Raw genomic sequence first — 21,869 nt, forward strand, 5'->3', positions numbered from 1 at the left:
TCGCACGATGAATTCGGCGACAGGCGCGGCGCTTTGTCTTGCAGGCCCTTGGCGTCCTGCCCGGCAAAGCCGGCTTCCGCGGTGGCGGAACGTTGGTCGGGGTTTTTTACACCATCGGCGGGGAGGCGGACAACTCCCGCAATGCGGCCTCCAGGCGCCGCCGCAGTTGCCCCAGCTCGCGCGAGCGGAAGGCGTGGCGGCTGCGTTCGAGCACGCCGACGGCGTCGGCCAGCAGGGCGTGCAGGCGCGCGGTATCGCTCAGCGCGGCATCCTTGAACCAGCGGCACAGCGGGGCCTGCTCGCAGTCGCCGGGGCCGGCGAGTACCGCGCAGGGCACCTGGTAGACCGTGAGCAGGGCGCGCACCTGGCGCGCCACGCTCTCGTCCTGGGAGGTCACCAATAACTGGGCCGGAAGCCGGCTAAGGGTCATGGCGTCATGCTCGTGGCTGGCAAAGGGCCACCACCCTAGCCGAACGCCATGCCCGGGCATTGACGCGGATCAGTCCCGCGGCGAGCTGCCACACGCCGTCTGCCGGCCGGGCCCTCAGCCGGCCGCGCTGGATCCCGGCGGCACGCCGTGGCCCGGCGGTTGGGCGGCATCTTCCAGGGCCTGCTCGACGTAGTCGTCCTCGGCCTCCTCGCCGCTGCCGGCCTCGGGATTGTCGAGGACGGCGTAGGCGATGGCGCAGAACAGCGAGTTCAGGCGCTTCATGTCGGCGATCAGGTCCAGGTGCAGCGAGCTGGTCTCGATGCTCTGCACCACCTGCTGGCGCAGGCGGTCGACGTGGGAGTGGGCGTAGCGGCGTTCCTGCAGGCGGAAGCGCTGCTTGGCCCGGCGCAGGCGCCGCGCGCCTTCCTGGTCGCCGTTGAGGAACACCGACAGACTCAGGCGCAGGTTGACCAGCAGCTGGCTGTGCAGCGCGGTGATCTCGGCCAGGCCGTTGTCGGAGAAGGAGCGGCTGCGCGAGGTCTTCTTGTCCTGCACGGCGCTGAGCATGTGCTCGATGATGTCGCCGGCCTGCTCCAGGTTGATGGCCAGCTCGATGACCTCGGCCCAGCGCCGGCTGTCGCGCTCGCTCAGGTCTTCGCGGGGCATGCGCGCCAGGTACAGCTTGATCGCCGTGTAGAGCGCGTCGACGTCGTCGTCGAGCTTGCGGATTTCCTTGCCCAGCAGCGGGTCGCCGCCGCGGGTCACCTGCAGCAGGTTGATCAGCATCTGCTCGACGATGTCGCCCATGCGCAGCGTCTCGCGCACCGCGTTGACCAGCGCCAGGCTCGGCGTGTCCAGCGCCGCCGGGTCGAGGTGGCGCGGGCGCACGCGGTCCTCGGGGGCGGCGCGGTCGGGCATGATGCGCGTGCAGAAGGCCGCCATCTGGGTGGTCAGCGGCAGGCAGGCGAGGCAGCGCACCGAGTTGTAGAGCACGTGGAAGGCGATCACCAGCTCCTGGGTGCGGAACGGCCAGCCGTCCACCCACTGCGCCAGCGGGCCGATCAATGGCAGCACCAGCACGCAGCCGGCGACCTTGAACAGCAGGCTGCCCAGGGCCACCCGGCGGCCGGCGGCGTTCTGCGAGGTGGAACTGATCAGGGCGAGGATACCGGTGCCCAGGTTGGCGCCCACCACCAGGCACAGCGCGACCTTCAGCGAGATCACCTTGGAGGTGGCGAGGGTCGCGGTGAGCAGCACGGCGGCCAGGCTGGAGTAGGAGATCATGGCGAACAGCGCGCCGGTCAGGGCGTCGAGCATGACGTCGCCGGTGAGGCTGGAGAACAGCACCTTCACGCCCTTGGCCTGGGTCATGGGTTCGGCGGCCTCGACGATCAGCTGCAGCGCCAGGATGATCAGGCCCAGGCCGATGAACACCCGGCCCAGCTGGCCCAGGCGCGTCTGCTTGCGGGTGAGGAAGAAGATCACCCCGAAGAAGATCAGCAGCGGCGACAGCCACGACAGGTCGAGGGTCAGCACCCGCGCCATCAGCGCCGTCCCGACGTCGGCGCCGAGCATGATCGCCAGCGCCGGGGCCAGCGCCATCAGGCCGCTGGCGACGAAGGAAGTGGCCAGCAGCGCGGTGGCGTTGCTGCTCTGCACCAGTGCGGTGACGCCGATGCCGGCGGCGAAGGCCAGCGGCCGTTTCTGCACGCTGCGGCTGAGGATGCGCCGCAGGTCGCTGCCGTACACCCGGAGGATGCCGGTGCGCACGATGTGCGTGCCCCACACCAGCAAGGCGACGGCGGAAAGCAGGTTGAGCAGTGTCAGCATGGCGGCCCCCCTCGTTACTGCATGGCCGCCCAGGCGTGACTACGCTGTGGGACGACTCTGGCCGATTTTTCTGTCATCTAATTGTCATGGTAGACCCTCGCAGTCCCGCAAGGGTTCGACAAGATGCTGATTCGTCGGGGTGTTTACCTTGAGTAAAGCCGTTGGGGCGTAACCCGGGGGAGTTTTTGCAGGGAATCTCGGACGTAGGAGCGGACTCTGTCCGCGATTGAATTTGCTGGCCACGCCGGACCATGGCGGTGACGATGGGTAACCCATCCTACGGGCGTTGTGTTTGCCGGAATGCGTAGGTGTAACTGTCTATTGGGTTCCCGCGAACGCGGGAACCCAGAAACAGCGTAGGACCTTGTCCGCGATAGCCAGCGGTATCGGCGCCATTCCCCTGTAGGAGCGCGCCCTGCGCGCGAATCGCGGGCAGGGCCCGCTCCTACAAGGGGTATCCGAACCGCGGTTTCTCCCGGCCACCGCCGCGGGCTAGACTGCCCCGGACATCACCGCCAGCGGAAACCCCCGATGCCCAAGCGCCTTCTCGCCACCCTGCGCCTGTTCCTCGCCCTCGGCCTGATCCTGGGCCTGGGCGCCTGCGCCAGCCTGTTCGGCAACGACCCGCTGAAGATCGACCTGGTGGGCCTGGAGCCCCTGGCCGGGCAGGGCATGGAGGCGCGCTTCGCGGTCAAGCTGCGGGTGCAGAACCCCAACGACCGCGACATCGACTACGACGGCGTGGCCCTGGACCTGAGCATCAACGGCCGCCCGCTGGCCAGCGGCGTCAGCGACCAGCGCGGCCAGGTGCCGCGCTTCGGCGAGGCGCTGCTCAGCGTGCCGGTGAGCATCTCCGCCTTCCGCCTGGTGCGCCAGGCCTGGGGCCTGGGCAACGCGCCGCCGCGCCAGGGCATGCCCTACGAAATCAGCGGCAAGCTCGGCGGCGGCCTGTTCGGCACCGTGCGCTTCAGCGACAAGGGCACCCTGGAGTGGCCGGCCGGGGCGCCCTTGCCGACGCTCTAGGCCGTCACTGGCCGGGAATGTCCCGGCGCAGCTGCACCGGCTCGACCGGCTTGCGTCCGCGCGCCGTGCGCATGCGGATGTTCAGCGCTTCCACCGCCAGCGAGAAGGCCATGGCGAAGTAGACGTAGCCCTTGGGCACGTGGACCTCGAAGGCTTCGGCGATGAGCACGGTGCCGACCACGATGAGGAACGACAGAGCCAGCATCTTCAGCGACGGGTGCTTGTCGATGAAGTCGCTGATGGCGCCGGAGGCGAGCATCATCACCAGCACCGCGACGACGATGGCGGCGACCATCACCGGCACGTTGGAGACCATGCCCACCGCGGTGATCACCGAGTCCAGCGAGAACACGATGTCGATGATGGCGATCTGCACGATGGTGCCGAGGAAGCCGCCGAGCAGGCTCTTGGGCTGCTGCTCGGTCTCGTCCTCGCCTTCCAGGCCGTGGTAGATCTCGCTGCTGCTCTTCCACAGCAGGAACAGGCCGCCGAAGAACAGGATCAGGTCACGCCCGGAAATGCCCTGCTCGAACACCGTGAAGAGGTCGGCGGTCAGGCGCATCACCCAGGTGATCGACAGCAGCAGGAGGATGCGCGTGACCATCGCCAGGGCCAGGCCGAACAGCCGCGTGCGCGCCTGCAGGGCCTTGGGCATGCGCCCCACGAGGATGGAGATCATGATGATGTTGTCGATGCCCAGGACGATCTCCAGGGCGGTCAGGGTGAGGAGCGCGACCCAGATTTCCGGGTTGGTCAGCCATTCCATTTACGGTTTTACCAGTCGTCAGTCGTTGAACAGGGGGAACAGCCCCAGCAGCAGGGCGGCGGCGAGGATAGCGAGACAGACCAGCACTGCCCAGCGCAGGGTGAAGCGCTGGTGGTCGCCGAAGTCCACCTTGGCCAGTCCCACCAGCAGGTAGGTGGAGGGCACCAGCGGGCTGAGCAGGTGCACCGGCTGGCCGACGATCGAGGCGCGGGCCATTTCCACCGGGGTGATGCCGTACTGCGCGGCGGCCTGGGTCAGCACCGGCAGCACGCCGTAGTAGAAGGCGTCGTTGGACATGAAGAAGGTGAACGGCAGGCTGACCAGCGCGGTGATGGTCGCAAGATACGGCCCCAGCGCCGGCGGGATCACCGCCAGCAGGCTCTTCGACATGGCCTCGACCATCCCGGTTCCGGAGAGGATGCCGGTGAACACGCCGGCGGCGAAGATCAGCGAGACCACCGCCAGGACGTTCTCGGCGTGGGCGCCGATGCGCTTCTTCTGCTCCAGGATGCACGGGTAGTTGACGATCATGGCGATGCCGAAGGCGATCATGAACAGCACCGGCATCGGCAGCAGCCCGGCGATCAGCGTGCCCATCAGCACCAGCGTCAGCGCGCCGTTGAACCACAGGAGCTTCGGCCGCCGCGCCTCGGGGTACTGCGAGACGCTGACCTCGGCCGCGTCCAGGTGCTCGCCGGGCAGGTGCAGCTGGCCCAGGCGCGCGCGCTCGCGCTTGCCGTAGGCCCAGGCGATGCCGAACACCGTGGCCAGGCCCGCGACCATCGCCGGGATCATCGGCACGAAGATGTCCGCCGGGTCCACGTGCAGGGCGCTGGCGGCGCGGGCGGTGGGGCCGCCCCAGGGGGTCATGTTGAGCACGCCGCTGGAGAGCATGATCAGGCAGGCCATCAGCAGCGGGCTCATGCCCAGGCGCTGGTACAGCGGCAGCACCGCGGCCACGCAGATCATGTAGGTGGTGGAGCCGTCGCCATCCAGGGAGACGATCATCGCCAGCGCGGCGGTGCCCATCGACACCTTAAGCGGGTCGCCCTTGACCAGCCGCAGGATCTTGCGCACCGCCGGGTCGAACAGCCCCGAGTCGATCATGATGGCGAAGTAGAGGATGGCGAACATCAGCATCACCCCGGTCGGCGCCAGGGTGCGGATGCCGTCGAGCATCATCGGCCCCAGGCCCGCGGCGAAGCCGCCGAGCAGGGCGAAGGCGATGGGCACCAGGATCAGCGCGATGAGCGCCGAGAGGCGCCGCGTCATGATCAGGAGCATGAAGGTCGCCACCATGGCGAAGGCGAGCAGGGTCAGCATCGGGAAGGCCTCCGTCGGGTTCAGCGCGGCGGGTGGCCGGGCAGGGACGGGGCGGGTCGGCGGTTCAAGCGTGTCATGGCATCACCCGTGTTGTTCTTGTGTGGATGACCCGCCGCCGGGCAGCGGAGGGGAGGGCGGATGCTAGGGGCTCAAGCTTTCAGCAGCCTTTCTTGGGAAAAACCGGCGATCGTCGGCGAAGAGCGGGTGTTTCCGGATGTTTCCGAACCGGCTCTTCGTAGGAGCGAGCTTGCTCGCGAACGGGGATTTCCCGGCGGCTGCGGTGCCATGCGGTTCGCGAGCAAGCTCGCTCCTACAGGAAAGGGCGCTCTCGGGGCATTCCCCCGCCCCGTTGCGGTGCACCGCGGGAAAAACGCCGGATTCGCTTGAATCCCCCGCCCCGCCTGGGTTATCCATGCTTCGCCCTTTCGCTGAAGCCATGGATACGCCGTATGACTTTCCCAGTGCCAGCCCACCTTGCCGAAGGCGCCGACAAGCCCGCCGGCCGCATTCGCCAGAAGAACGAGGAAGTCATCCTCGCCGCCGCCGAAGAAGAGTTCGCCCGCCACGGCTTCAAGGGCACCAGCATGAACGCCATCGCCCTGCGCGCCGACCTGCCCAAGGCCAACCTGCACTACTACTTCAGCAACAAGCTGGGGCTCTACACCGCGGTGCTGGGCAACATCCTCGACCTCTGGGACAGCACCTTCAACCACCTGTCCGCCGAGGACGACCCGGCCACCGCCCTGGCCGGCTACATCCGCGCCAAGATGGAGTTCTCCCGCCGCCACCCGCTGGCCTCGCGCATCTTCGCCATGGAGATCATCAGCGGCGGGCAGTGCCTGAGCAGCCACTTCAACCAGGACTACCGCGCCTGGTTCCGCGGCCGCGCCGCGGTGTTCGAGGCCTGGATCGCCGCCGGCAAGATGGACCCGGTGGACCCGGTCAACCTGATCTTCCTGCTCTGGGGCAGCACCCAGCACTACGCCGACTTCGCCACCCAGATCGCCTTCGTCACCGGGCGCAAGCGCATGTCCCGGCAGGACTTCGGCGATGCCGCCGACCAGCTGATCCACATCATCCTCAAGGGCTGCGGGCTGACGCCGCCGGCCACGGCATGAGCTTCACCCTCGCCGGCCCGGCCAGCTACGCCGAGGACATCCGCAAGAGCCGCTTCACCTGCCTGGCCGCGCCCATCGCCAGCGAGGCCGAGGCCCAGGCCTTCCTCGCCGCCCACCGCGACGCCAGCGCCGGGCACAACTGCTGGGCCTGGAAGCTCGGCGCGCAATACCGCTTCAGCGACGACGGCGAACCCGGCGGCACCGCCGGGCGGCCGATGCTCGCGGCCATCGAGGGCCAGGCCATGGACCGCGTGGTGGTGCTGGTCAGCCGCTGGTTCGGCGGCATCAAGCTCGGCACCGGCGGCCTGGCCCGCGCCTACGGCGGCTGCGCGGCCAAGTGCCTGCAGGACGCCGCGCGCATCGAACTGGTGCCCAGCACCCGCCTGGCCTTCGCCTGTGGCTTCGCCGAGCACGCGCTGCTCAAGGCGCGCATCCTCGCCCTGGGCGCCAGCATCGAGGACGAAGCCTACGGCGCCGAGGGTGTGGATATCCGCCTGAGCCTGGCCGATGCGAAGGTCGAGGAGCTGCAACGCCTGCTCGGCGACCTCAGCCGCGGCCGCATCCAGGCCGCCCGCCTCGACGACTGAAAGTAATTATCCCCAGGGCTTTTCCAGCGGACGCGGGTTTTTGTCCCCGGTTCCTGTGCGGCATCCTGTGGACAAACTGTGCCCCCTCCTTTCCAGGCCACGCCAGCCGTGGCCTGCGTGCTGTTGCGCAGAATTTGTGCAAACGGCGGAAAAGGCCGTTTTCGGCTATCCCCGGATAGCGTGGGCAAGGCTGTGGAAAAACTGTCGATGAAGGCCCCGGGAGCAGGCATTCCGGGGCTTGCGAGAGGCTGTACGTTTTTTGCTCTGTCATGGCCTGAAAGCCGCGCCAATCAAGGGCTTAGCCCAGGTCGAGAAGCCCCGGAAAAGGGGCCTATACAAGTCCGGTATAAGCCCTTGGCAAGCTGTGAATATCCTGGTGGAAAACTGTGCCATGGGCGGTACTTATGCAGGGCTGGGGAAGGAGTGCAGAGAGGGCGGTGGAATCGGGGTTTTCCCCGGCCGGGTGGGTGGATTGCTCACAGAGGCCGTGGACAGTGTTGTGGATATCCTCTGGGGAAAACTGCCCATGCCAGAACCACCGCCGGCTGGCGAAAACTGTACGTTATTTGAGCAAAAAGCCCCGGAATTGCTGGGCTGCAGAAGGGTATCCACAAATCGAAGAGGCAAAAAAGTGTTCATGGAGCCTCCCTGTGGAAGCCTGCCGCCTGTGGACAGCGAAAACCGCTTTTCAACAGTGGATAACCGAGCCCGATCGGGACGTCGGCGGTTCGCGAGCAAGCTCGCTCCTACAGGTCGGCACCGTACCGGCTCTTCGTAGGAGCGAGCTTGCTCGCGAACCCCCCACCCGTCACAAGCGGAACTGCCCCATCTGCCGCTGCAGGTCGTCGGCCAGGCCGCGCAGGGCCTGGCATTGTTCGCGGCCCTGGTGCACCTCGCCGGCGGTGGCGCGGGCCAGGTCGGCGATGCCCTGGACGTTGCGGTTGATCTCCTCGGTGACCGCGCTCTGTTCCTCGGTGGCGGCGGCGACCTGGTGGTTGATGTCGCTGATGCGCTCCACCTGGTCGGCGATGGCGCCCAGCGAGGCGCCGGCGCGCTGGCTGGCGGCCAGGCCCTCGCCGGTGGCCGCCTGGCCGGACTGCATGGAGCCGACCGCCTGCTCGGCGCCCTGCTTGAGGCGCTGGATCATCGCCTGGATCTCGTCGGTGGAGCCCTGGGTGCGCCCGGCCAGGGTGCGCACCTCGTCGGCCACCACGGCGAAGCCGCGGCCCAGCTCGCCGGCGCGGGCGGCCTCGATGGCGGCGTTGAGCGCCAGCAGGTTGGTCTGCTCGGAAATACCGCGGATCACCGCCAGCACCTGGTCGATGGTCGCCACCTGGGCCGCGAGGTCGCCCACGGCTTCCGCGGCCTGGCCGATCTCGGCGGACATGCGCTCGCCATGCTGCAGCGCGCCGCCCACCACCTGGCGCGCCTGGCCGGCTTCGCCGCGGGCCTGCTGCGAGGCGCTGGCGGCCTGCTCGGCGTTGCGCGCGATCTCCTGCACGGTGCTGCCCATCTCGTTCACCGCCGTGGCCACCATGTCGGTCATCTCCTGCTGGCGGCTGGCGTGTTCCGCGGTGTTATCCACAACCCGCGCCACCTCGGCCACGCTGCGTTGCAGTTGCTCGCTGGTGGCCAGTACCGCGCCGATCAGCTGGCGCTGGCCTTCGAGGAAGCGGTTGAAGCCGCGGGCCAGGTCGCCCAGTTCGTCGGCGCGGGAATCGTCCAGGCGACGGGTCAGGTCGCCGCCGCCGGCGCCGATGTCCAGCAGCGCGGCGGTCACCTGGCGGATCGGCCGCACCAGGCCACGGGCCAGCAGCACCACCAGGCCCAGGCAAAGCAGCGCCACCGCCGCGCCGGCCAGGCCGGACAGGCGCAGGGCCTGGCGCGCGTCGGCGTAGACCTCGGCCTCCGGCACCTCGCTGACCAGCGTCCAGCCCAGGTCGCGCAGCGGCAGGCTGGCGGCCAGGTAGGTTTCGCCGTCGCGCTCGAAGCGGCTGCTCTGGAAGCCCGGATGGCCGAGCAGCGCCTGCGCCGCGTCGCTGCCCACCAGGTCGGCCAGGGCCTTGCCGCGGGCCCGGGCCGGGTCGGGGTGGATCTGCACCTGGCCGTCGTTCTTCACCAGGTACACATGGCCGGACTGGCCGAAGCGGAAGTCGCGGATCAGCTTCGACAGCTCGTCCATGCGCAGGCCCAGGCCGGCGATGCCCAGCAGCTTGCCGTCGCGCTCGACGCGGCGGTCGATGAACAACGTCAGTTCGCCGCTGCCGACGTCGGTGTCGATGTTCAGCACCTGCGGCCGGCCGCTGTCGACGAAGCGGAAGTACCAGGCGTCCTGCGGGTTGTCGCGGGACAGGGTGCGTTCCTTGCCCTTGTCGCTGTAGTAGGCGTCGCTGGCCTGGCTGGCGATGAGCGCGGCGAAGGCCCGCTGCGAGCTGCGGATGCCGCCCAGGTAGCGGACGAAATCGGCCTGCCGCGCCGGGTCCTCGCCGGCGGCCAGCCAGTCCTGCACCAGGCTGTTGTCGGCGATGCCGGCGGCGGCGGTGAGCGGGCCGGTGAGCTGGCGCTCGAAGTCGTTGGCGATGGCCTGGATGCTCGCCGGCAGCGCCTGTTCGAGCAGGTAGCGCTCGCTCAGGCGGTTGACCAGCACGGCGTAGAGGCCGAGCACGATGAGCAGGCTGAGCAGCAGGGCGCTGCCCATGCTGAGGATGAGTTGGGTCTGGATGCTGCGAAGGCGCATGTTCTTCTTGTCCTCTTGGCACGCGGCGAATCCGTTCGCGGTGGGAGACGGGCGTAGGGAAGGGGCCGAAGGGGTTATCGGCGGGTACGGGAAAAACTGTTGTCCCGTCGGTCAGGTTTTTTCGGCGGTGCGGGGCGGATCAGGTTCGATCCCCGCCTCGCTGCACAGCGCCTTCCATTCGACGCCGCTGCGCGTGGTGCGCGGCGGGGCGTCCTGGTGATAGCGGGCGATGACCTGGGCGGCCACGGCGATGGCCACTTCCAGCGGGCGCTTGCCGGGCACCTCGGGCAGGCCGATGGGGCAGTGCATGGAGTCGATGGCGGCTGTGGAAAAGCCGTGCTGCTCCAGGCGCATGTGGAAGCGCTGGGCCTTGGTGCGCGAGCCGATCATGCCGAGGAAGCCGGCGTCGCCGCGCTTGAGCACGGCCTCGGCCAGTGCGTAGTCCAGCGGGTGGTTGTGGGTCATGATCAGGTAGTAGCTGCCCGGCGCGGCTTTATCCACAGCCTCCAGCGGGTCGTCCAGCAGGCTGCAGCGCACCCCTGTGGGTAACTCGGCGGGGAATTCCGCGGCGCGGCTGTCCACCCATTCCAGGCGCAGCGGCAGCCCGGCCAGCAGCGGCGCCAGGGCGCGGCCGACGTGCCCGGCGCCGAACAGCAGCACCTGCGGCCCGCGCACCGCGAAGCATTCGAACAGCAGGCTGGCGCGGCCGCCGCAGCACTGGCCCAGGCGCGCGCCGAGGGGAAAGTGCTCCAGGCTCTGCGCGTCCTTGCCGGCCAGCAGCAACTGGCGGGCGTGCTCGGTGGCGGCCAGTTCCAGGTGGCCGCCGCCGATGGTGTCGTAGCAGGCGTCGGCGGTGACCAGCATCTTGCAGCCGGCCTCGCGCGGGGTGGAGCCCTGCACACCGATGACGGTGACCAGCACGTAGGGCTCGGCGCCGTCGCGCAGGCGGGCGATGGCGTCCATCCAGATGGGGGTCATGGGGTGGGCTCCTGGGGTGGGTTGCTGGTGTTGGTTGGGTGTTTCTGTGCTGGCGGTGAGTTGGGTTCCCTCTCCCCAGCCCTCTCCCTGAATGGAGAGGGGGCTGCTTCGGTGTGGCGGGAAAGTAATGGCGCTGGAGATTTATCCACAGTTTCCGGCTGACTCCGTTGCTGAGCCCCGCTCAGGACGGTCCCCTCTCCCTCCGGGAGAGGGCTAGGGTGAGGGCATGCCGCGTCTTCCAGCGAACTATCCACAGCCCACCCCTTCAACGCCTCGCACGCCCACAACACCCGCTCCGGAGTAGCCGGCGTATCCAGCGCCGGGCTCACCCGGTAGTCCGCCAGGCTGGCGATGGCGTCGCGCAGGGCCGACCACACCGAGATGGCCAGCATGAACGGCGGCTCGCCCACGGCCTTGGACAGGTACACGCTGTCCTCCTCGTTGGGCCGGTCGAACAGGGCCACGCGGAAGTCTTCCGGCACGTCGCTCACCGCCGGGATCTTGTAGGTCGCCGGCCCCGTGGTGAGCAGGCGGCCCTTGGCGTCCCACTTCAGTTCCTCGCTGGTCAGCCAGCCCATGCCCTGGACGAAGCCGCCCTCGATCTGGCCGATGTCGATGGCCGGGTTCAGGCTGCGGCCCACGTCGTGGAGGATGTCCACCCGCAGCAGGCGGTATTCGCCGGTCAGGCTGTCCACTTCCACCTCGGACACCGCCGCGCCGTAGGCGAAGTAGAAGAACGGATGGCCCTGGCCGGTCTCGCGGTCGTAGTGGATCTTCGGCGTGCGGTAGAAGCCGGTGGCGGACAGCTGCACCCGCGCGAAGTAGGCGGCCTGCACCACTTCGGCGAAGTCCAGCGCCTTGTCCCGGACTTGCACCTGGCCGTGGGCGAAGCGCACTTCCTGAGGCGTCACGCCCTCGCGCGCGGCGAGGAATTCCGCCAGCCGCGCCTTCAGCGTGCGGGCCGCGTCGCGGGCGGCCATGCCGTTCAGGTCGGTGCCGCTGGAGGCCGCGGTGGGCGAGGTGTTGGGCACCTTGTCGGTGCGCGTGGCGGTGATCGCCACGCGCTCCAGCGGCACCTGGAATTCCTCGGCGACGATCTGCGCCACCTTGACGTTCAGGCCCTGGCCCATCTCGGTGCCGCCGTGGTTCAGCTGGATGCTGCCGTCGGTGTACAGGTGGATGAGCGCGCCGGCCTGGTTCAGGTGCTGGGCGGTGAAGCTGATGCCGAACTTCACCGGGGTCAGCGCCAGACCGCGCTTCAGTACCGGGCTGCCTGCGTTATAGGCAGTGATGGCGGCGCGGCGGGCGCGGTAGTCGCTGCTGGCTTCCAGGCGTTCGATCAGCTCGCCCAGCAGGTTGTGTTCCACGCGCTGGTGGTAGGGCGTGAGGTCGCGGCCGCTGCCGCCGTAGAGGTTGAGCTTGCGCACGTCCAGCGGGTCCTGGCCGACGGCGCGGGCGATGTCGTCCATGGCGCGTTCGATCAGCATCATCCCCTGGGGCCCGCCGAAGCCGCGGAAGGCGGTGTGCGAAACGATGTTGGTGAAGCTGCGGTAGCCGGCCACGGCCACGTCGGGGATGAAGTAGGCGTTGTCCGCATGGAACATGGCGCGGTCGACGATGGCGTCGGAGAGGTCCGGCGAGTGGCCGCAGTCGCCCACCACTTCCAGTTGCGCGGCGAGCAGCCGGCCCTCGGCGTCGAAGCCCACGCGGTAGCGGTTGTGGAAGGGGTGGCGCTTGCCGGTGGCGCGCATGTCGTCGGCGCGCGGCAGGCGCAGCTTCACCGCGCACCCGGTCTTGCGCGCCAGCAGCGCGGCCAGGCAGGCCCAGGGCGCGGCCTGGGTTTCCTTGCCGCCGAAGCCGCCGCCCATGCGCCGCACTTCCACGGTGACCTTGGCCAGGGGAATGGCCAGCACCTCGGCCACCAGCTTCTGCACCTCGCTGGGGTGCTGGCTGGAGGTGAATACGAACATGCCGCCGTCGTCCGTGGGCTGCGCCATGGACACCTGGCCTTCGAGGTAGAAGTGTTCCTGGCCGCCGACGAACTGGCTGGCCTGCAGCACGTAGGGCGCGGCGGCCAGGCCGTGCTCGGCGTCGCCGCGGCGCATGAAGTGCGGCGGGCGCACGAAGCGTTCCTCGGTCTTGGCCCGCAGCGGGTCCAGCAGCGGCTGCTCCTCGGCGTATTCCACCTTGGCCAGGCGCACGGCGCGGCGGGCCTGCAGCTGGGTTTGCGCGGCCACGGCGAACAGCGCCTGGCCGTGGTACTTCACCCGTTCGCCGGCCAGCAGCGGGTCGCCGGGGAACACCGGGCCGATGTCGGTGTGGCCGGGCACGTCGTCCAGGGTCAGCACGGCAACCACGCCGGGGGCGTTGCGCACAGCCTCCAGGTCCAGCTTGTGGATAACCCCGCAGGCGATGTCCGTGAGGCCGACGGCGGCGTGCAGCAGCTCGCGCGGCTCCTTGATGTCGTCGACGTAGCGCGCCGCGCCGCTGACGTGCAGCTCGGCGCTGTCGTGGGGCCGGGCCTGGCCGGCGCTGCGGGTTTCGCTGGCGCCGCCGTTGGCGGCCAGGGGAGGCAGGCTACGCATGGCGCACCTCCGCAGGGGTTGCCGTGTATTCCACTAATGCGCGTTGCAGCAGGTTCTGCGCCACCTTCAGGCGATAGGCGGCGCTGGCGCGCAGGTCGTCGATGGGCTGGAAGTCCTCGGCCAGGGCGGCCTGGGCCGCGGCCACGGCGGCGGCGTCGAACGCCCGGCCGCTCAGCGCGGCCTCGCTGCGGCGGCCGCGCAGCGGGGTGGCGGCCATGCCGCCGCAGGCCAGGCGCGCGTCGCGCACCAGGCCCTGGTCGTCGAAGTCCAGGCGCAGGGCCAGGCACACGGCGGAGATGTCGTCGTCGCGGCGCTTGGAGACTTTGTCCACACGGTACAGCTGGCCATCGACCAGCCTGGGGATAACTACCGCCTCAATGTATTCGCCCGGCTGCAGCACGCTTTGCCGGTAGCCGGTGAAGAAGCCATCGATGGGCACCTCGCGTACCTGCCTGGCGCGGCGCAGGCGCAGCCGCGCATCCAGGGCCAGTAGCACCGGCGGCATGTCGCCGATGGGCGAGGCGTTGGCGATGTTGCCGCCGAGGGTGCCGCGCTGGCGGATCTGCAGCGAGCCCAGGCGTTCCAGCAGCTCGGGCACGCCGGGGAAGGCATGCAGGACCTCCAGGCAGTCGGCGTAGGGCCGCGCGGCGCCGATCAGCAGGTGATCGGGGTGTTCTTCCAGGCGGCGCAGCTCGGCCACGCGCTCCAGATGGATCAGTTGCGGGAAGCGCTTCAGCGCCTGGGTCGCCTCCAGGGCCAGGTCGGTGGCGCCGGCCACCAGGCGTGCCTGTGGATAGTTCATCAACAGGGTGTCCAGCTCTTCCAGCGTGGTGGGCAGCCAGGCGTGCTGCTCGCCGTCGTCCAGGCTGGCGCCGGCGGGCAGGGCGCGCAGGCGTTCGGCGGTGGCGCGTTCGGCGTCGCTGAAGCGATCCCCGTGCGCGTCGCCGGCGATGCGCTTGGCGGCTTCGAGGATCGGCCGGTAGCCGGTGCAGCGGCACAGGTTGCCGGAAAGGGCCGTCAGCGCGCTCTCGCGGTCATGCTCGCAAGCCGCATGGCGCCAGGCGAACAGCGACATGACGATGCCCGGCGTGCAGAAGCCGCACTGCGCGCCGTGGCAGTCGACCATGGCCTGCTGCACCGGGTGCAGGTGTTCGCCCTCGGCGAGGCTTTCCACCGTCAGCAACTGGCGGCCGTGCAGCGCGCCCAATGGGGTGATGCAGGCGTTCACCGCGCGGTAGCGCAGGCCCTCGCCATCGGGCTCGGCGAGCACCAGGGTGCAGGCGCCGCAGTCGCCGGAGGCGCAGCCTTCCTTGGTGCCGGTGCGCCCCAGTTGGGTGCGCAGGTAGTCGAGCAGGCTCGTTTCCGGTGCCAGGCCGTCCACCTGGCGCAGCTCGTCGTCGAGCAGGAACTGGATCATGCGTAACCTCGCTGGAGCGCGTTCGCGCCGCCCGCCGGGGAGCGGGTGTGACGCGGCGGCAAAGCTGTCCATATGGTCAGGTAATGCACGAACTCTGCCAGCCGAAAGGGCCGGCTCCATAAGCAAAGCATAGGCTTGCGGCGCTTTTTGACCAGCTGGCCAGGAAATTGCTTCGGCCCCCGCCACTGGTGAATCCCCGACCGAGCCCACCCATGCCCACAGCCCCCATCCCCCGCCTGGAACTGCGCGCCATCAGCAAGCGCTACCCGGGCTGCCTGGCCAACGACCGCGTCGACCTGAGCATCCTCCCCGGCGAGATCCACGCCCTGCTCGGCGAGAACGGCGCCGGCAAGAGCACCCTGATGAAGATCATCTACGGCGTCACCCGCCCGGACAGCGGCGAGCTGCTCTGGGACGGCCGCGCGGTGAGCGTGAAGGACCCGGCCCAGGCCCGCGCCCTGGGCATCGGCATGGTGTTCCAGCACTTCTCGCTGTTCGAGACGCTGAGCGTGGCGGAGAACATCGCCCTGGCCCTGGGTGCCGCTGCCGGCACCCCGCGGCAGCTGGCGCCGCGCATCCGCGAGGTGTCGCGGCGCTACGGCATGCCGCTGGAGCCGGAGCGCCTGGTGCACGGGCTGTCCATCGGCGAGCGGCAGCGGGTGGAGATCGTCCGCTGCCTGATGCAGGACATCCGCCTGCTGATCCTCGACGAGCCGACCTCGGTGCTCACCCCGCAGGAGGCCGAGGAGCTGTTCGCCGTGCTCCGGCGCCTGGCCGCCGAGGGCTGCAGCATCCTGTTCATCAGCCACAAGCTGGGCGAGGTGCGCGCGCTCTGCGAACGCGCCACGGTGCTGCGCGGCGGGCGGGTTTCCGGCGACTGCGCGCCGGCGCAGTGCTCGGACCTGGAGCTGGCGCGCCTGATGGTCGGCGACGCCGAGGGCCTGGCCGCGCGCTACCCCAAGGCGCGCGGCGGCAAGCCGCTGCTGCAGCTGAGCGGCCTGCACTGGCGCAGCGCCGATCCCTTCGGCGTGTCCTTCGCCGGGCTCGACCTGGAGGTGCGCGCCGGCGAGATCGTCGGCATCGCCGGGGTCGCCGGCAACGGCCAGGACGAACTGCTCGCCCTGCTCAGCGGCGAGCAGCGCCTGCCGCGGGCGCACGCCGAGCAACTGCGCATGGCCGGCGAACCCGCCGCCCACCTGCCCCCGGACGCCCGCCGCGCCCGCGGCCTGGCCTTCGTCCCGGCCGAGCGCCTGGGCCATGGCGCGGTGCCGGAGCTGAGCCTGGCCGACAACGCCCTGCTCACCGGTTTCCAGCAGGGCCTGGTGCGTCACGGCCTGGTGCGCCAGGGCAAGGTGCGCGCCTTCGCCGAGGCGATCATCCAGCGCTTCGCGGTGAAGGCCACGGGCACCCAGGCCGTGGCCCGCAGCCTGTCCGGCGGCAACCTGCAGAAGTTCATCCTCGGCCGCGAGATTCTCCAGCAGCCGCGCCTGCTGGTGGCGGCGCACCCGACCTGGGGCGTGGACGTCGGCGCCGGCGCGGTTATCCACAGGGCGCTGATCGCCCTGCGCGATGCCGGCGCGGCCATCCTGGTGGTGTCCGAGGACCTCGACGAGCTGTTCCTGCTCAGCGACCGCATCGGCGCGCTCTGCGCCGGCCGGCTGTCGCCGTTGGTGGACACCGCCACCACCGATCCCCTCGCCGTCGGCCGCTGGATGGCCGGGCAGTTCGACCACGCCGCCTGAGGAGCCGAACATGCTGTTTTCCCTGGAACCGCGCGGCCAGCAGTCGCGCCTGATGCTGCTGGTCTCGCCGCTGCTGGCCGGCCTGCTCACCCTGCTGTGCGGCGCGGCGCTGTTCGCCGCCCTCGGCCACCCGCCGTTGGCCACCCTGCACACCCTGCTGATCGAGCCGGTACAGGACTGGTACGGCGTCGGCGAGCTGCTGGTGAAGGCCACGCCCATTCTGCTCTGCGCCCTGGGCCTGGCGCTGGCCTACCAGGCGCGCATCTGGAACATCGGCGCCGAGGGCCAACTGCTCATGGGCGCCCTGGCCGGCAGCGCCATGGCCCTGCAGCTGCTGGGCTGGGAGAGCCGCTGGGCGCTGGCCTGGACGCTGCTCGCCGGGGTCGCCGGCGGCGCCGCCTGGGCGGGCCTGGTGGCCTGGCTGCGCACGCGCTTCAACGCCAACGAAATCCTCACCAGCATCATGCTCAACTACATCGCCCTGAACCTGCTGCTGTTCTGCGTGCACGGCCCGCTGAAGGACCCGCAGGGCTTCAACTTCCCGCAGTCGGCGATGTTCGCCGAGTCGGCCCTGCTGCCGGCGCTGTTCGACGGCAGCCGCGTGCACCTGGGCGCGCTCTTTGCCCTGCTGGCGCTGGTGGCGGTGTGGGTGCTGGCGCAGCGCAGCTTCGTCGGCTTCCAGATCCGGGTGCTGGGCCTGGACCGCCGCGCCGCCGGCTTCGTCGGCTTTCGCGAGAAGCGCCTGGTGTGGCTGGCGCTGCTGCTGTCCGGGGCGCTGGCCGGGCTGGCCGGCGTCTGCGAGGTGACCGGGCCGATCGGTCAGTTGGTGCCGCAGGTGTCGCCCGGCTACGGCTACGCGGCCATCACCGTGGCCTTCCTCGGCCGCCTGAACCCGCTCGGCATCCTCTTCGCCAGCCTGCTGATGGCGCTGCTCTACCTGGGCGGCGAGACGGCGCAGATGAGCCTGAACCTGCCCCTGGCGCTGACCGGGCTGTTCCAGGGAATGATGCTGTTCTTCCTGCTGGCCTGCGATGTGTTGATTCGGTATCGGCCGCGCTTCGCGCGGGGCTTCAGGCTGCAGGCTACAGGCCTCAGGCGGAGCGCCGCGGTGTGAATTTTCGAATGGAGCGGGCCTGCCTGCTTCGGATTTGAGGCACTGGGTTGCCGCGTTCGCGGGAATGACGGGTTGGAGAGGGACGCGTAATCCCACCGCCGTCATCCCCGCGAACGCGGGGATCCAGAAACGCTGTAGGAGGTCCCGCTGCGGGGTGGGTTCGCGAGCAAGCTCGCTCCTACAGGGATTGATCGGAGAATCACGATGGACATCGATCTACTGAACAACGTGCTCTACGCCATGGTCCGCACCGGCACGCCGTTGCTGCTGGTGGCCCTGGGCGAGTTGGTGTGCGAGAAGTCCGGGGTGCTCAACCTCGGCCAGGAAGGGATGATGCTGTTCGGCGCGGTGGTCGGCTTCATGGCCGCCTTCGCCAGCGGCAGCCTGTGGCTGGGCGTGCTGCTGGCGGTGCTCGCCGGGGTGCTGCTGGCCAGCCTGTTCGCCGCCGTGGCCCTGGGCCTGAACGCCAACCAGGTGGCCTGCGGCCTGGCCCTGACCATCTTCGGCGTGGGGCTATCGTCCTTCGTCGGCGCGGCCTGGGTGGGCAAGCCGCTGGCGGGCTTCGCGCCCATCGCCGTGCCGGGGCTGGCCGCCCTGCCGCTGGTCGGGAAGATGCTCTTCGCCCAGGATGCGCTGGTCTACCTGACGTTCGCGCTGTTCGCCGGCGTCGCCTGGCTGCTGCTGAAAAGCCGCGCCGGGCTGGTGCTCCAGGCGGTCGGCGAGAACCCCGACGCGGCCGCCGCCATGGGCCTGCCGGTGGTGCGCGTGCGCACCATGGCGGTGCTTTTCGGCGGCGCCATGGCCGGCCTGGCCGGGGCCTACCTGTCCCTGGCCTACACCCCCATGTGGGCCGAGAACATGAGCGCGGGCCGCGGCTGGATTGCCCTGGCGCTGGTGGTGTTCGCCAGTTGGCGGGTGTTCCGGGTGCTGCTCGGCGCCTGGCTGTTCGGCCTGGCGAGCATCCTGCATCTGGTTGCCCAGGGCGTCGGCCTGAGCATCCCGGCCAACCTGCTGGCGATGCTGCCCTATGTGGCCACTATCGTGGTCCTGGTGCTGCTCTCCCGCGATGGGTTGCGCACCCGCCTGTTCGCCCCGGTGTCGCTGGGGCAGCCGTGGAAGGCCGGGCACTGAGGGCTGTCACGAGGTGGTCGTGTCGGTTGTGCAGGATGGAGGATGGCATCGCTCATCGATAGCGATGCTCTTCCTTTTATAAGTCCGCTGATAGAGAAAGCCAATTTATTTGATGGCCTAAATCAATGGGCCATCCGGGCTAATAGCGGATAATCTTGCCCACGTCGAATTTCATAACCAATTCGATCAACCCATCTCTACGAGGAATGCCGAATGAACCTGATCAACACCCAAGTCCAACCGTTCAAGGTCAACGCCTTCCACAACGGCAAGTTCATCGAGGTCACCGAGCAGTCCCTGAAGGGCAAGTGGTCGGTCCTGATCTTCATGCCGGCAGCCTTCACCTTCAACTGCCCGACCGAGATCGAAGACGCCGCCAACAACTACGCCGCCTTCCGCGACGCTGGCACCGAAGTCTACATCGTCACCACCGACACCCACTTCTCCCACAAGGTCTGGCACGAAACCTCCCCGGCCGTGGGCAAGGCTCAGTTCCCGCTGATCGGCGACCCGACCCACCAGCTGACCAACGCTTTCGGCGTGCACATCCCGGAAGAAGGCCTGGCCCTGCGCGGCACCTTCGTGATCAACCCGGAAGGCGTGATCAAGACCGTCGAAATCCACAGCAACGAGATCGCTCGTGACGTCGGCGAGACCCTGCGCAAGCTGAAAGCCGCCCAGTACACCGCCGCTCACCCGGGCGAAGTCTGCCCGGCCAAGTGGAAAGAAGGCGAGAAGACTCTGGCCCCGTCCCTGGACCTGGTTGGCAAGATCTAAGTAACACCCTCCCCCGGCGGACGGCCCCCACAAGGGCCGCCCGCCCTGCCCAAAGCCTACCCGCAAGCGTGCAGGGCGGACGCACAGCGTCCGCCGCGGGAACCCTTTTGCCCGAATTTCGTAGGAGCTGAATTCATGTTGGACGCCAATCTTAAGACCCAGTTGAAGGCCTACCTGGAAAAGGTCACCCAGCCGTTCGAGATAGTCGCGTCCCTCGATGACAGCGACAAATCCCGCGAGCTGAGCGAACTGCTGCACGACATCGTCGGCCTGACCGACAAGATCACCCTGCGCGAAGACGGCGGCGACGAACGCAAGCCGTCCTTCTCGCTGAACCGCCCGGGGGCGGACATCGGCCTGCGTTTCGCCGGTATCCCCATGGGCCACGAGTTCACTTCCCTGGTGCTGGCCCTGCTGCAGGTCGGCGGCCACCCGTCCAAGCTCGAGCCCGAAGTCATCGAGCAGGTCAAGGGCATCCAGGGCAAGTTCGAGTTCGAAACCTACTTCTCGCTGTCCTGCCAGAACTGCCCGGACGTGGTCCAGGCGCTGAACCTGATGGCGGTGCTCAACCCCAACATCCGCCACGTCGCCATCGACGGCGCGCTGTTCCAGGACGAGGTGGAGAAGCGCCAGGTCATGTCGGTGCCGAGCATCTACCTGAACGGCGAAGTCTTCGGCGCGGGCCGCATGGGCGTGGAGGAAATCCTCGCCAAGATCGACACCGGCGCCGCCGCTCGCGAAGCCGAGAAGCTGGCCGCCAAGGAAGCCTTCGACGTGCTGGTGGTGGGCGGTGGCCCGGCTGGCGCCTCGGCGGCCATCTACGCCGCGCGTAAGGGCATCCGCACCGGCGTCGCCGCCGAGCGCTTCGGCGGCCAGGTGCTGGACACCATGGCCATCGAGAACTTCATCTCGGTGAAGGAGACCGAAGGCCCGAAACTGGCCCGCGCGCTGGAAGAGCACGTGAAGCAGTACGAGGTCGACATCATGAACCTGCAGCGCGCCAGCGCGCTGGTCCCGGCGAAGAATGCCGGCGAGCTGCACGAAGTGAAGTTCGAGGGCGGCGGCAGCCTCAAGGCCAAGACCGTGATCCTCGCCACCGGCGCCCGCTGGCGTGAAATGGGCGTGCCCGGCGAGCAGGAATACAAGGCCAAGGGCGTGTGCTTCTGCCCGCACTGCGACGGCCCGCTGTTCAAGGGCAAGCGCGTGGCGGTGATCGGCGGCGGCAACTCCGGCGTCGAGGCGGCCATCGACCTGGCCGGCATCGTCGCCCACGTGACCCTGCTGGAATTCGACAGCAAGCTGCGCGCCGACGCCGTGCTGCAACGCAAGCTGTACAGCCTGCCGAACGTGGACGTGATCACCAGCGCGCTGACCAGCGAAGTGAAGGGCGACGGCCAGAAGGTCACCGGCCTGGTCTACAAGGACCGCAACTCGGAAGAGTTCAAGTCGGTGGAGCTGGAAGGCATCTTCGTGCAGATCGGCCTGCTGCCGAACACCGAGTGGCTCAAGGGCAGCGTCGAGCTGACCCCGCGCGGCGAGATCATCGTCGATGCGCGCGGCGAGACTTCGCTGCCGGGTATCTTCGCTGCCGGTGACGTGACCACGGTGCCGTACAAGCAGATCGTGATTGCGGTGGGTGAGGGGGCGAAGGCTTCGTTGTCGGCCTTTGATCACCTGATCCGTAGTTCTGCGCCGGCTTGATGACCTTGCGCTAGTAGAAGCGCCCGGCTCACTTGAGTGAGTCGGGCGTTTTTCTTTGTGGGTGTTTTGCCTGGGGTCGATGGTGTTCGGGGGGGAGGGCAACAGGCATCCCCGCCACACCAGAAACTACCGGCGAACACCTTCTCCTCGTAGGAGCGAGCTTGCTCGCGAACAGCTTGGCACCGGGCCCCGACAGGTTCGCGAGCAAGCTCGCTCCTACGAAAAGCCTCCAGCCTCCAGCCCGCAAGCATCAAAGAATCGGCGAAACCAACCGCGGTGTTGCCGGCTGACTCTAAAACACCCAGCCCTGCCCAACGGTCCCCTCTCCCTTCAGGGAGAGGGTTAGGGAGAGGGCCGCGGCATCCCCGCCACACCAGAAACCACCGCCGAACACCTTCTCCTCGTAGGAGCGAGCTTGCTCGCGAACGGCTTGGCACCGGGCCCCGCCAGGTTCGCGAGCAAGCTCGCTCCTACGAAAAGCCTCCAGCCTCAAGCCTCCAGCCCGTAATCTTCAAAGAATCGACGAAACCAACCGCGGTGTTGCCGGCTGACTCTAAAACACCCAGCCCTGCCCAACGGTCCCCTCTCCCTTCAGGGAGAGGGTTAGGGA

Annotated in this window: 16 protein-coding genes and 1 pseudogene; 8 read left to right on the top strand and 9 right to left on the bottom strand. The window is 68.8% G+C overall.

Features of this window, described 5'->3' with window-relative positions:
- Positions 1-106: 106 nt before the first annotated feature.
- Together M8R19_RS16295 and M8R19_RS16300 are read right to left on the bottom strand one after the other, a co-directional pair.
- Positions 107-430 (bottom strand): hypothetical protein, encoded by a 324-nt coding sequence (locus tag M8R19_RS16295; protein WP_061563167.1) that lies wholly within the window; start codon positions 428-430, stop codon positions 107-109.
- Positions 431-544: 114 nt separating this feature from the next.
- Positions 545-2,260: a Na/Pi cotransporter family protein gene (locus M8R19_RS16300; protein WP_249918321.1), complete on the bottom strand. Its 1,716-nt coding sequence runs from the start codon at positions 2,258-2,260 to the stop codon at positions 545-547.
- A 531-nt stretch (positions 2,261-2,791) separates the two neighbouring features.
- On the opposite strand from M8R19_RS16300, the gene M8R19_RS16305 reads away from it, so the two are divergent.
- Positions 2,792-3,283, top strand: a complete 492-nt coding sequence (locus tag M8R19_RS16305; RefSeq protein ID WP_074980740.1) for an LEA/WHy family protein — start codon at positions 2,792-2,794, stop codon at positions 3,281-3,283.
- Positions 3,284-3,287: 4 nt separating this feature from the next.
- Here M8R19_RS16305 and M8R19_RS16310 read toward each other — a convergent pair whose 3' ends face one another.
- Positions 3,288-4,049, bottom strand: coding sequence for a TerC family protein (locus tag M8R19_RS16310; RefSeq protein WP_043316039.1), 762 nt, complete (start codon positions 4,047-4,049; stop codon positions 3,288-3,290).
- 18 nt (positions 4,050-4,067) lie between these two features.
- Positions 4,068-5,372: a CitMHS family transporter gene (locus M8R19_RS16315; protein WP_074980739.1), complete on the bottom strand. Its 1,305-nt coding sequence runs from the start codon at positions 5,370-5,372 to the stop codon at positions 4,068-4,070.
- 449 nt (positions 5,373-5,821) lie between these two features.
- Here M8R19_RS16315 and M8R19_RS16320 point away from each other — a divergent pair, with 449 nt between their 5' ends.
- Together M8R19_RS16320 and M8R19_RS16325 are read left to right on the top strand one after the other, a co-directional pair.
- Positions 5,822-6,490, top strand: a complete 669-nt coding sequence (locus tag M8R19_RS16320) for a TetR/AcrR family transcriptional regulator (RefSeq protein WP_249918322.1) — start codon at positions 5,822-5,824, stop codon at positions 6,488-6,490.
- Positions 6,487-7,077, top strand: coding sequence for an IMPACT family protein (locus M8R19_RS16325; RefSeq protein ID WP_249918323.1), 591 nt, complete (start codon positions 6,487-6,489; stop codon positions 7,075-7,077). Before M8R19_RS16320 ends, M8R19_RS16325 begins: the two co-directional genes overlap by 4 nt.
- An 808-nt stretch (positions 7,078-7,885) precedes the next feature.
- Here the strand turns inward: M8R19_RS16325 and M8R19_RS33455 are convergent.
- The 5 genes and pseudogenes from M8R19_RS33455 to xdhA all read right to left on the bottom strand — a co-directional run bounded on the left by M8R19_RS33455 (position 7,886) and on the right by xdhA (position 14,794).
- Entirely contained in the window at positions 7,886-8,623 is a 738-nt protein-coding gene (locus M8R19_RS33455) for a methyl-accepting chemotaxis protein (RefSeq protein ID WP_371857803.1), read from the bottom strand.
- A 129-nt stretch (positions 8,624-8,752) separates the two neighbouring features.
- Positions 8,753-9,814, bottom strand: a pseudogene (locus M8R19_RS33460) (HAMP domain-containing protein); the annotation flags it as partial.
- 111 nt (positions 9,815-9,925) lie between these two features.
- Positions 9,926-10,792 (bottom strand): xanthine dehydrogenase accessory protein XdhC, encoded by an 867-nt coding sequence (gene xdhC, locus M8R19_RS16335; RefSeq protein WP_249918325.1) that lies wholly within the window; start codon positions 10,790-10,792, stop codon positions 9,926-9,928.
- Positions 10,789-13,377, bottom strand: a complete 2,589-nt coding sequence (gene xdhB, locus M8R19_RS16340; protein WP_249918326.1) for a xanthine dehydrogenase molybdopterin binding subunit — start codon at positions 13,375-13,377, stop codon at positions 10,789-10,791. The genes xdhC and xdhB overlap by 4 nt, the downstream gene beginning before the upstream one ends.
- Positions 13,370-14,794, bottom strand: a complete 1,425-nt coding sequence (gene xdhA / locus M8R19_RS16345) for a xanthine dehydrogenase small subunit (RefSeq protein ID WP_249918327.1) — start codon at positions 14,792-14,794, stop codon at positions 13,370-13,372. The genes xdhB and xdhA overlap by 8 nt, the downstream gene beginning before the upstream one ends.
- A gap of 212 nt (positions 14,795-15,006) precedes the next feature.
- Here xdhA and M8R19_RS16350 point away from each other — a divergent pair, with 212 nt between their 5' ends.
- From M8R19_RS16350 to ahpF, 5 genes are all read left to right on the top strand, one after another.
- Positions 15,007-16,536, top strand: a complete 1,530-nt coding sequence (locus tag M8R19_RS16350) for an ABC transporter ATP-binding protein (RefSeq protein ID WP_249918328.1) — start codon at positions 15,007-15,009, stop codon at positions 16,534-16,536.
- A gap of 10 nt (positions 16,537-16,546) precedes the next feature.
- The gene (locus M8R19_RS16355) at positions 16,547-17,650 is read left to right on the top strand and encodes an ABC transporter permease (protein ID WP_249918329.1); all 1,104 of its coding nucleotides are present in this window, start codon (positions 16,547-16,549) and stop codon (positions 17,648-17,650) included.
- Positions 17,651-17,854: 204 nt separating this feature from the next.
- Positions 17,855-18,781 (top strand): ABC transporter permease, encoded by a 927-nt coding sequence (locus tag M8R19_RS16360; RefSeq protein ID WP_249918330.1) that lies wholly within the window; start codon positions 17,855-17,857, stop codon positions 18,779-18,781.
- Between the two features lie 213 nt (positions 18,782-18,994).
- Positions 18,995-19,558 carry an alkyl hydroperoxide reductase subunit C gene (gene ahpC, locus M8R19_RS16365; RefSeq protein ID WP_037016170.1) on the top strand — a complete coding sequence of 188 codons (564 nt, stop codon included), beginning with the start codon at positions 18,995-18,997 and terminating at the stop codon, positions 19,556-19,558.
- Between the two features lie 135 nt (positions 19,559-19,693).
- Positions 19,694-21,259, top strand: a complete 1,566-nt coding sequence (gene ahpF / locus M8R19_RS16370; protein WP_061563159.1) for an alkyl hydroperoxide reductase subunit F — start codon at positions 19,694-19,696, stop codon at positions 21,257-21,259.
- The last annotated feature ends 610 nt before the right edge of the window (positions 21,260-21,869 follow it).

Source organism: Pseudomonas sp. R3.Fl, from assembly GCF_023516765.1.
Taxonomy (GTDB): domain Bacteria; phylum Pseudomonadota; class Gammaproteobacteria; order Pseudomonadales; family Pseudomonadaceae; genus Pseudomonas; species Pseudomonas citronellolis.